Genomic DNA, 11,893 nt, shown 5'->3' on the forward strand with positions numbered 1-11,893 from the left:
TTCATTTCTACTTTTTTTAAAATAAATATGGAAAGTATTTCACAGTGTGGTGCTATTTACTCTAGAATTATATTTAAAAAATTTATTTAAATTAATGGGAGGAAGATATGATAAATTTACTTATTGAAATTCAGAAAAATATGGGGATTATAAAGAAAAATAAGAAAGATATAAAAGAAGGTTTAAATGTTAGCTTATTGAAAGAGATGAAAAAAGAATTTGAGGCAGAAAAGCTAGATTACAAAAATATAGATAATAAATTTAAAAAGATAGAAGAAGATATGAAAGGTCTTGAAGAAAAAATAAGCAAACTAAAAGTGGATATAAAAGTAGACGAGAATAAGTTATATGGAGACATGAAGTATGACTTGAAGTTTATGGAAACGCTGGAGAAGTCCATTAAATTGAAAGAAAATGATATAAAGAAACTGGAAGAGGATAGTTTAAATCTTATGTATGAAGAAGAGAGTATATCAAAAGAAAGATCTAAAAGTAGAAAAAAGTTAATGGATTTAAAAGAAAAGTTTTATAATTGTAAGGAAAGTAGCAGTGAAAACAGAGTTAGAGCTAAAGAAAATATAGTTAAGGCAGAAGGTAATATTAAGAAATTTGAACAACGTATTCCTAAAAAACTTTTGGATGAGTTTAATGAACTATGTTCTGTTAAGGGAACAGGAGCTGCCTTAATTTCAAAAGGAGTCTGTTCTGGGTGTAAAATGAAGGTATCTGCTGTTACTGTAGATGATATTAAAAAGAATAAGCATATAGTTTATTGTGATAATTGCGGTAGAATAGTACATTATAACCATTCAATTGAATAACTTACATTAAAAAATTAAAATTTTTGTTGTAATATTTTATTAGTTATGATATTATGTAACTCGTAAGTAAGTCAGACAATCGCTGCTGTAGAAATACAGGAGAGGAAAGTCCGGGCTTCATAGGGCAGGGTGCTGGGTAACACCCAGTCAGGGTGACCTGAAGGAAAGTGCAACAGAAATATACCGCCGAAATTTATTTCGGTAAGGTTGGAAAGGCGAGGTAAGAGCTCACCAGCGCATTGGTGACTTTGCGGCTATGTAAACCCCATCTGAAGCAAGATCGAATAGGAAAGCATATAAAAGCGGCCCGCTTTGCTTTCGGGTAGTATCGCTTGAGCCCACTGGTAACAATGGGCCTAGATAGATGATTGTCTAATACAGAACTCGGCTTATAGATTTGCTTACCCACTAGAAAACACTAGGTTTGTACCTGGTGCTTTTTTATTTTGCCATACTATTAGCCGTCAACCAATTTTGAAATGCTATCTGTAGCCTGCTTTTGCATTTTTTTATTTACATGGGAATATATATTTGCGGTAGTAGAAATGTCTTTATGTCCAAGATGTTTGTTAGTGGTAAGATAAAATTACTATCCAAATGTAAGGATTGATATTAATGTAAGAGATCAAATTGTTCAAGAACTATTAAAAATATCTGAAGAAGTGTTAGTAAAATTAGGGTATGTTTAGAGAATAAACATACCCTAATTTTTATTTGCATAAAATTATAAGAAGTCTGAAAAAAATTTTTTTCAGTAGACAGAAATGAAAAAAAAGAGTATATTTATCTTATAAAGAAATGATATGTAACATAAAGAAACAAAATCAGAAGGAGGAACAAATAATGAAGATTGTAGTGATAGGTGCAGGTGCTATGGGGAGTTTATTTGGAGGATTGCTTAGCGAAAGTGGAAACGATGTCACATTCGTTGATGTTTCTAAAGCCCATATTGATGCTATTAATAGAGATGGACTTCTTCTTACAACAACATCTGGTGCTAGATACATAAAAGTTGCAGCAAAATATGCACAAGATGTAAATGAAACTCCAGATCTTGCAATTATATTTACAAAAACTGTTTATTCAGCAGATGCTATGGAGTCTGCTAAACCTTTCATAGGAGATAATACCTATGTAATGACATTGCAGAATGGACTTGGAAATGTAGAGTTAATTGAAAAATACGTTCCAAAAGAACGAATTATTGTAGGTATGACTAATTTCCCAAGTGATCTTGTAGGACCAGGAAAAGTAAGCTCTATGGGAAGCGGAATAGTAGTAGCTATGAGTGCAAATGGGCAAGATCATCCATTATTAAGAACCGTTGAAAAAGAATTCAACAAGGCTGGTCTTAATTGTGAAATTTCCAAAGATGTGTTTGTTCATATTTGGGAGAAGGTGGCTTTTAATGCTGCGATGAATACACTAACAGCAGTTACAAGGCTGCGCATAGGAGATATGTCTTCAACTGAGGAGGGACGCTCTCTTGCGTTTGAAATTGCTGCAGAAGTTATTTCAGTGGCTAATAAATGTGGAGTTGATGCCAAATTGCAAACTGTAATTAAAAATCTTGAAATGGCTTTTTCAGAACATGGAAGTCATATGCCTTCAATGATGCAGGACATGCTTGCCAAAAGACAAACAGAGGTGGATTTTATAAATGGTGCTGTAGTTAAACAAGCAGAGTCAGTGGGAATTGATGTACCAGTAACACGAGTTATGTATTCTTTGATCAAAATTATTCAACAAAGGTACATTAATCAAGTATTAGAATAGTTTTCTGTTTTATTATGATTTAAAAAGTTTTGTGATGCATATCTCTTAAACTTATAGAAGTTTAGTTTTTTATGGATTCCAGTAAAATTTTTTGTTTTACTGGAATTTGTTGTATTTAATATAGAGTAATATAGAAAGTGTTTCTTTATATTAAATAATAATTAACATGAAGAAATATTTTTTGAAAAACTATTTACAAAATAGTCTGATAAGTTTATAATTATTATAAGAAACGGCGTTTAATATAAAGAAACAAAGGAAATTTTAGATGAAAGCAATGCTTATATTTTTGTATAAATTAAGATATGAAACAAGTATTATAATGTTGGTTCATGCTATTTCTAAGGTAGGTTGTTTAAAATCTAGGGGAAAATAAAAAGATATCCTTCTAGATTAAATAAAAAAGGAGGTAGTAAATGTGAATGAAAATTTAAGTAATGGGATTCCAAAAGGTAGGTGGGTACATATAATTCCACCGGCAATGCTAGTGTACATAGTTGCATTTATGGACCGTACGAACATAGGATTTGCTATAGCAGGAGGAATGGACAAAGCTTTAGGCATGACAGCTACTGCATCTGGTCTTGTTGCAGGTATATTCTTTATTGGATATTTGACGCTTCAAGTACCAGGGGCTCGAATGGCAGAACGAGGGAGTGCTAAGAAATTTATAGCAGTAACAATTATTGCATGGGGAGTACTTGCAGTTCTTTCAGGGTTGGTACAAAATATGACGCAACTACTTATTACCCGTTTTATGCTGGGTGTTGCAGAAGGAGGCGTTTGGCCAGCAATACTAACAATTCTAAGTCACTGGTTTCCAAATGAAGAGCGTGGTAGGGCAAATGCATTTTTTATTATGAATGTTCCAATTGCTTCAATCATTACTGGACCATTGTCAGGTTTCATTGTATCAACATATGGTTGGAGAAATGTATTTATAATAGAAGGAGCAATAGCAATAATATTATTATTTATTTGGTTCCCACTTATTAGTGATCGTCCTGGCGATGCTAAATGGATTAGCAAAGAAGAAAAGGATTACATCGAATCTAAACTACGTGAAGAACAAGAATTGCTAAAAGGAAAAGAAGTAGAAAAAGTATCAATTAGCAAAATTTTATCGAATGTAAATATGTGGAAACTAGTTATAATTTATATGTGCTTTTGTATTGGAACTTATGGATTTTCACTTTGGTTACCAACGCTTTTAAAAACACTAACTCACTCAGGAATGACTGGTGTAGGGTTACTGTCAGCTATTCCATATATAGGTACAATTATTGGGTTATATGTTTTTGCGGAACTTTCAGATAGAACCATGAATAGAAGGCTTTACACAGCTATACCTTTGTTAGCATTTGGAATATGTTTAGCGCTATCAGTAGTATTTAGGAATAATGTTTGGGTATCATTTGCATTTCTTATAGGTTGTGGTGTATTCTTTCAAGCTCCATCAAGTACATTTTGGACAATGCCACCATTATTATTTGAAAGTGATATGGCGGCAAGTTCTCGTGGGGTCATAAATGGATTAGGAAATTTAGGCGGATTTTTAGGACCATATTTAGTAGGATTCTTAACTACCTTATTTAACTCAGGAGTGGGTATTTATAGTTTAGCAGGATTTATGGCAATAGGATTTCTGGTAACAATGACACTGCCAGAAAAAACTGCAGGAGCTAATACAAAATCAAGTTTATCAAAGGGTCAAGCTATTGAGTAGAAATTGTTAGTCATTTTATATCATATGAGGAAATACAGTCATCAGAAGTAAAAGAGGGTGGACATAAATGATCAAAAAATCATCAATACAAATAAATGTATTCGTATAAATCAAATAATAAATAGTAAGTCAAATCAAAGCAATAGCTGTTCTGTATATAGATACAGTTATTGCTTTATAGATAAATGTGAATTGCAATATACAGTGAGATTTGTTGTAAAAAATATAAATTAAGAGGTGGTAAAATGTTTAAAATATTAGCAATAAATTTAGGTTCAACATCAACAAAAATGGCATATTATGAGGATGACATCTGTATAAATCGTGTAACAGAAGAGCATCCTACAGAGGATATTGTAAAATTTCCTGATATAATGGATCAGCACCAATATCGTAAAGAAATAGTTGAAGAATTTCTTGAAAAAAATAAAATTGATAAATCTTCACTTGATTCTATTGTTAGCCGTGGAGGACACACAAAACCATTAGAAGGTGGAGTATATCGTGTTAATAATGAAATGCTCCTTCAACAGGCTAGTGGAATGTATGGTCGTCATGCTTGCGATTTGGGTAGTAAAATAGCTTATGAAATGTGCAAGGATACAAAAGCCATTCCTTTAGTGGTAGACACTCCAGTTACTGATGAATTTGAACCTGTAGCAAGATTGTCAGGACATCCATTGATGACTCGACATAGTAGATTTCATGCCTTGAGTCATAAAGCTACTGCTAAAAGATATGCTCGTGAAAATGGGATAAGCTATAATGAAATTAATCTAATTGTAGCTCATCTTGGTGGTGGAATTTCAGTAGCAGCTCATAAAAATGGACGTATGATTGATGGTGACAATGCGTTAGATGGAGATGGAACTTTTTCTACAAATCGTACAGGGGCACTACCAGTAGGTGAATTAGTAAAAATATGCTATTCAGGTGAATACACTTATGACGAGGTAAAAAGAATGCTTAATGGAGAGGGAGGACTTGTAGCCTACCTTGGCACCAGCGATGTTAGAACCGTAGAAAAGATGGCAGAAACAGATGAAAAAGCTGCTTTGTGTCTTGAGGCAATGATCTATCAAGTATGTAAGGAAATAGGTGCCATGAGTACAGTACTTTGTGGTGACGTTAAAGCTATTCTGCTTACTGGTGGTATTGCAAATTCCAAATATGTTGTGCAGAGAATAAAGGATAGATGTGCCTTTATTGCTCCAATTGTAGTATTCCCAGGTGAAAATGAAATGGAATCTCTTGCCAGAGGTGCCCTTGAGGCTCTTCGTGGAGAGGAAACTATAAGAGAATTAACAGCGGATTGTATTTAAGGATTTTTATGATATAGAAAATAGTAATTTAAAAGATGAAAAGATAATATAAACATTCACAAGCTGTTTTTCAAATATTGAAATATAAATCATTGACCACAATAGTGAACTGTGTTCAACAATAATGAACAACGTAAAGTGAAAGGAGAGATAGAAGTGTCTTATAAAGATTTGAGAGAATTTTTGGCGGTATTAGAAAAAGAAAATCAATTAATAAGAGTTAAAGATGAAGTTATGCCTGAACCAGATTTAAGTGCAATAGGAAGATCTGTTCCAGATATGGAAAGTGCTCCAGCAGTTATTGTAGAAAAGGTAAAAGGGTATAAAAATAGTGTAGCATTAAACGTACATGGCTCATGGCAGAACCATGCATTGATGTTGGGGTTACCAAAAGATACTCCAGTTAAGGAACAATTTTTTGAATTAAATAAAAGGTGGTCAGATTATCCAATTAAACCTGTATGGGTGGAGAATGCACCAGTTAAAGAAATTAAGATTACCACTGATATTAATTTATTTGATGTACTTCCTCTTTTCAGAGTTAATAAGAATGATGGAGGTTTTTACATATCTAAAGCTTTAATAGTTAGTAAAGATCCAGAAGATCCAGATAATTTTGAAAAACAAAATGTTGGTACTTATAGAATACAAGTAAAGGGAAAAGATTTAGTTGGAATTCAACCACTGCCTTTCCATGATATAGCAGTTCACTTGAAAAAAGCAGAAGAAAGAAATGAACCATTGCCAATAGCAATATGCATTGGTAATGATCCAGTACTTAATTTTATGTCAAGTACACCAATTGAATATGTCCAATCAGAATATGATTTTGCAGGAGCATTAAAAGGTGAACCTATAGAACTTACAAAAAGCGAACAGGGAGACTTAGATATTCCAGCTAGGAGTGAAGTTATTCTTGAAGGTTATATAATACCAAGAAAAAGAAAAATAGAAGGTCCTTTTGGAGAATTTCCAGGAAGTTATTCGGGAGCTAGACTTCAACCAGAAGTAAAAATACACACGATCACTCATAGAACAAACCCTATTTTTGAGAATTTATATTTGGGTATGCCTTGGACAGAAATAGACTATTTAATGGCTTTAAACACAAGTCTTCCTTTATATAGACAACTTAAAAGAGATTTTCCAGAAGTAGTTGCTGTAAATGCTATGTATACTCATGGAATAGGTGTTATTGTTTCAACTAAATCAAGATTTGGAGGATATGGTAAGTCAGTAGCAATGAGACTATTATCTACTCCTCATGGAATGCCTTATTCTAAAATAGTTATTGTAGTTGATGAATTTGTAGATCCATTTAATTTAGAACAAGTTATGTGGGCTTTAACTACAAGAGTAAGACCAGATAAAGATGTGGTTCTTATCCCTAACGCTCCAGGTATGCCATTAGATCCTTCGTCAGAACCAGCTGGAATGCATACAAAACTTATTATAGATGCTACAACTCCAGTTGCTCCAGATAAAGCTAGGAATACAGAACTACTAGATCTTCCAGAAAAAGTAGATTATTGGATGAATTATCTAAAAAATATAGTAAGAAATGAGGGAACTAAGTAATGATCTGTCCAAGATGCGATTCTAAAAATGTAAATTTATTAACAAAAGCACCTGTTGATGATGCATGGGAAGTGTATATATGTGAAACATGCTGCTTTTCATGGAGATCAACTGAAAGCGATGATATAAAAGATCCAGAAAAATATGATAAGAGATTTAAAATAGATAGTAGTAAAATTTCTTCACTTGATCAAATACCACCAATTCCTGAATTAATTAAGAAAAAAGACTAGAGCTATAATTAATGATACAAATAAATAGAAAGTTAAATAGAATAGAAATACAACTTGTAGCATTTGATATGGGTAAGGATATATGTATAATATTAACTGGAGGGGAAGCACACCTTGGTTCTGTAACAATAGGTATACAAGATTATTCACCTGAAACATTTCCAATTGGAACACATAAGGAATATGTAATTACAGAGATGCTAGGAGAAATATTAAAAAAAAGATATTCAGGAAATTTTGCAATATGCTGTGGTATACATTTAGATAACATTACAAAAGAAGAAATATCAGATATTACTAGTTTATCTTGTCAAATGGTAGAAGAAATGTGTTTGCAGCTAAAAATGAAAGAATAAATAACATAGAAAAAGATCTATTGCATATTTCAAAAATAAAAAAGATCTATGCAATAGGTCTTTTTCAATAATTGGTTTTAGGAGATGAAATAATGGAAATTGTAGTTGGAGTGACAGGTGCAACAGGAACTATTTATGCAGTAAGACTGCTGGAGGTTTTAAAAGAAAATAAAAATATAAACACTCATTTAATTATGAGTGAATGGGCAAAAAAGAATTTAGAAATAGAAACAGATTACTCATTAGATTATTTAGAGAGTTTAGCAACTTACATATATGATCATAAGAATTTAGGTGCAAAAACTTCTAGTGGGTCATTTATCACAGATGGAATGGTAATTCTGCCTTGTAGTATGAAAACACTTAGTTCAATTGCTAATGGCTATGATGATAATTTGATTTCAAGAACTGCTGGTGTAATGATAAAAGAAGGAAGAAGATTAATATTGAGTCCAAGGGAAACACCATTAAGTCCTATACATATAGAAAACATGCTTAAATTATCAAGAATTGGAGTAAGAATAGTTCCACCAATGCCAGCCTTTTATAATATCCCTCAAAGCCTAGATGATATAATAAACCATCACGTAATGAAAATATTTGATCAATTTGGAATTATTTACAATGAAGCAAAAAGGTGGGATGGTTAACCATAGGATTATAATATGACTACTTTAATAGTTGTTACAGTTAACTGTTGCAGATGTTAAGGCGTTTTTTATTTCAATAATTTCTAAAATAGACTTCTAAGCTAACGGCTTTGTCGTGTCTTGTATTAATTCTTAGTATAGAGAAGGAGTGTGATAGAAATGCTAGAAAATATGGAACCTGATTCGATATTAGAATCATTTAATAAATTGATACCATATTTAAAATATTTTTTTGAACCAGATTCGAATTTTGCAGTGACCAACACAGAAAAATTTTTAAATTATGTTCAAGGTGAAAATATGAGAGCTGAAGTAGAGCCTGGAGATCCAATTAAAACTAATGGTATTATTTATAAAGCTATACAAACAGGAGAAATTCAATCAGATGTAATTCCAAAGGAAAGAAATGGATTTGCTTTTAAAGCTGTGGCAGTTCCTGTTAAAGATAATCAAGGAAAAGTATCAGGCGTAATAACAGTAGGGAAAAGTTTGGAAAAACAAGAGCAAATGTATAATTTGTCTCTAAATTTATCAACAGCACTTCAACAAATAACCACAGCAGTTACTAACATTGCCAATATTGCTCAAAATATAGCAGAAATCAATGGAAAATTGCTTATAGATACACAAGAATATACTGAAGAAATAGGAAAGACGAAAGAAATTCTTCAAGTATTAAATAGCATAAGCAGTAAAACAAATATTCTTGGCTTAAATGCAGCAATTGAAGCAACAAGGGCTGGAGATGCGGGAAGAGGGTTTAAAATAGTAGCTGAGGAAATAAGAAAGTTATCCAACTTAAGCACTGAGTCTATTGGAAAAACTAAAGGAATTCTCGAACTAATAAAGGAAGTATTTGATAATTTTTCTATTGACATTAGTAAATCTAATAAAATGACCCAGGAACAAGCATCGACTCTTCAGGAAATAGCTGCATCTTTAGAAAAGATTAATTCAACGTCTTATGTGCTTGAGAAAATGGCAGCAAAAGTATAGAATATGGTGAAATGCTAAAAAATCAACCACAAATAGATACAGTAAAAGTTAGTCGAACAGTTTATCTATCCTTGGGCAAAAGAATGAGCAGAGTTCTATTCATGGAACAAATATAAGTACGGTATCAACTTTTAGATGATACCATAAACTTTATGTTGATTTACGATGGAAAATATTTAATATATAATAAAAAAGAAAGTTATTTTTTTAACAATATGTTTACTGAAAGGAGTATTTTCTATGAAAATAAAAGCAGCGGTAGTACATGAAAATAATTTTGGTGGTGTAATGAGTGATGGTACAAAGCGTCTTTCTCAAAATGGACAAGAGATATCATCTTTCTTTGGTCAATATAAATAAAGCTTTTGAAGACTCGCATAATGGAAAGGTCATTAAAGCTGTGTTAAAAATGAATTAGGGTATAAGGATAAAAAGATGAGAAAAGAAAATTTGGAGGCTATTTCTAAAAATGCATGCATAATACCATGAGATTCTCATATAGAATTCGATATTCAATATGAAAATAATAAGGGATTTAGTACTGAAAATAAAATTAATTTTATTTTCAGCACTAAATCCTATTTTTGTTTTTAATACTAAAAATAAAGCTTTAGGTATTGAATGGAAAATTTGAAATAGTTATCTGTTTAATAAATTTTATAATTGTTTCCCTATAATATATAACGAGTACCATAGAGAAAAAATTTTCAAAATCTATTTACAAAAAAATCAGAAAAGTCTATAATTATATATAAAGAAACAAAGTTTTACATAAAGAAACAATATATGCTTAAAATCAATATTTTAATTACGAATGAGAGGAAGAATAAAGTTGAGTTTAATGAAAACGGTATCAATCATTGCAAGAGCTGTGGAATTTGTGTAAATGAATGTCATAAGAAGCGCATTAGTGTGGTACCAGAAAGGAGTAAAGTTCAATGAGTCCATAAAATGCTAGATGGAATAGCAACTGCTAGCATCACGAGGATTAGCTCATAAGATTAAGAAAAATTTGGTGTATAACTTTGAATAGTATTATCATAGAAAGATTGGCAAATTGATATACGGAAAAATCCATAGAAAATAATTTTAAAAGGAGAATGAGTATGAGAAAAATTGATGTAAATGAGATCATTGAGAGTGGAAAATTTAATAATTATTTTTTAGTAATTTTAGGTTTACTCATGTTTATAGTAATATTTGATGGATATGATATGGGAGTTTATGGGGTTACGCTGCCTTTGATCATGAAAGAGTTGAGATTGACAGCAACTCAAGTAGGCTTATTAGCAAGTACGGCTATGGTTGGAATGATGCTTGGGGCTTCACTTTTTGGATCTTTAGCAGATATCATTGGACGAAAAAAAGTTATAATCATCGGAATATTTATTTATTCCATTTTTAATGGCATAGTTGGTTTTGTACATAGTGCTTCAGTTTTTGCAGTAATCCGTTTTATAGCAGGGTTGGGCATGGGAGCTATTACACCAGTTATTGTCAGCCTTTTATCCGAATTTTCACCTAAAGCTAATAGAACATTTCTACTTACTTTAGTGGTTATTGGAGTTCCAATTGGTCAGTTAGGTGCTTCACTGGCAGGAGTTGTATTCTTGAGTGCTCATGGTTGGAGAGTATTTTACTACGCTACATTTGTATCATTAATTGCTGTATTTTTTATAGTTGTTCACGTGCCTGAATCGATGAAATTTTATGTAGCAAAGGGAAAAACGGACATCATTAGAAAGATTTTATCTAAAACTAATCCTGAATTTGTTTTTTCAGATGAAGATGTGTATGAAGTTAGTGATTTAAACAGTAAGAAGGTTTCTATATCCAGTTTATTTGGAAAGGATTATGCTAGGAATACAATTCTTATTTGGATAGCCTTTTTCTGCAACCTATATCTCTATTTTGGTGTGTCAACATGGCTTCCTAAGTTAATGACAATTATGGGATATACGTTGACATCAAGCATTGTTTTTTTAGCTATTTTCCTTATGGGAGGAATTGTTCTAGGCCCATTTATTGGGGTGCTTGGAGACAAATTTGGATACAAAAAGGTTATGCCGCTTCTATATATAGGGTCTGCCATTCTGATTAGTCTTTTGAGCTTTAAAAGTAGTACGGTAGTATTTTATATACTGTTGTTCTTAGCTGGAGCCGCAATAAGTTCGGTTCAGAATTTGACTCTCGCAGTAGCACCAGAGTTTTATCCTATATCCATTCGTGGAACGGCAGTGGGTTGGGGATCAGCTATTTCTCGTTTGGGGAGTGCAACAGCACCAATAATTATTGGTGTATTAATTCAGGCGAATTTTTCTATGACAACAGTTTTCGAATCATTCATAATTCCAGCTATTATTGGATGTATATCAATTTTGCTCACTAAAAAGGGGCCTAATATGTCTTCTAATATAGCTAAAGAAAGTCAATAA

At 32.1% G+C, this 11,893-nt stretch carries 10 protein-coding genes and 1 other RNA gene; all 11 read left to right on the forward strand.

Features of this window, described 5'->3' with window-relative positions; all coding sequences use genetic code 11:
• Positions 1 to 107: 107 nt before the first annotated feature.
• Positions 108 to 821, forward strand: a complete 714-nt coding sequence (locus WY13_RS16380; RefSeq protein ID WP_063556656.1) for a zinc ribbon domain-containing protein — start codon at positions 108 to 110, stop codon at positions 819 to 821.
• Positions 822 to 884: 63 nt separating this feature from the next.
• An RNA gene (gene rnpB / locus WY13_RS16385) (RNase P RNA component class A) lies at positions 885 to 1,229 on the forward strand.
• Positions 1,230 to 1,664: 435 nt separating this feature from the next.
• Positions 1,665 to 2,597 carry a ketopantoate reductase family protein gene (locus WY13_RS16390; protein WP_063556657.1) on the forward strand — a complete coding sequence of 311 codons (933 nt, stop codon included), beginning with the start codon at positions 1,665 to 1,667 and terminating at the stop codon, positions 2,595 to 2,597.
• A gap of 418 nt (positions 2,598 to 3,015) precedes the next feature.
• The gene (locus WY13_RS16395; protein WP_063556658.1) at positions 3,016 to 4,323 is read left to right on the forward strand and encodes an MFS transporter; all 1,308 of its coding nucleotides are present in this window, start codon (positions 3,016 to 3,018) and stop codon (positions 4,321 to 4,323) included.
• Positions 4,324 to 4,568: 245 nt separating this feature from the next.
• Positions 4,569 to 5,645, forward strand: coding sequence for a butyrate kinase (gene buk / locus WY13_RS16400; protein WP_063556659.1), 1,077 nt, complete (start codon positions 4,569 to 4,571; stop codon positions 5,643 to 5,645).
• Between the two features lie 156 nt (positions 5,646 to 5,801).
• A complete protein-coding gene (locus WY13_RS16405; protein WP_063556660.1) occupies positions 5,802 to 7,223 on the forward strand; it encodes a non-oxidative hydroxyarylic acid decarboxylases subunit C in 1,422 nt (473 codons plus the stop codon).
• Positions 7,223 to 7,456 (forward strand): non-oxidative hydroxyarylic acid decarboxylases subunit D, encoded by a 234-nt coding sequence (locus WY13_RS16410; protein ID WP_063556661.1) that lies wholly within the window; start codon positions 7,223 to 7,225, stop codon positions 7,454 to 7,456. Before WY13_RS16405 ends, WY13_RS16410 begins: the two co-directional genes overlap by 1 nt.
• A gap of 11 nt (positions 7,457 to 7,467) precedes the next feature.
• Complete coding sequence (locus WY13_RS16415) at positions 7,468 to 7,812, forward strand: hypothetical protein (protein WP_063556662.1); 345 nt, start codon at positions 7,468 to 7,470, stop codon at positions 7,810 to 7,812.
• Between the two features lie 92 nt (positions 7,813 to 7,904).
• Positions 7,905 to 8,462, forward strand: a complete 558-nt coding sequence (locus WY13_RS16420; protein ID WP_063556663.1) for a UbiX family flavin prenyltransferase — start codon at positions 7,905 to 7,907, stop codon at positions 8,460 to 8,462.
• Between the two features lie 159 nt (positions 8,463 to 8,621).
• A complete protein-coding gene (locus tag WY13_RS16425) occupies positions 8,622 to 9,458 on the forward strand; it encodes a methyl-accepting chemotaxis protein (protein WP_063556664.1) in 837 nt (278 codons plus the stop codon).
• Positions 9,459 to 10,564: 1,106 nt separating this feature from the next.
• On the forward strand, positions 10,565 to 11,893 hold the full coding sequence (locus WY13_RS16430) for an MFS transporter (RefSeq protein ID WP_063556665.1): 1,329 nt from the start codon (positions 10,565 to 10,567) through the stop codon (positions 11,891 to 11,893).

Source organism: Clostridium ljungdahlii (assembly GCF_001636845.1).
GTDB lineage: Bacteria > Bacillota > Clostridia > Clostridiales > Clostridiaceae > Clostridium_B > Clostridium_B ljungdahlii_A.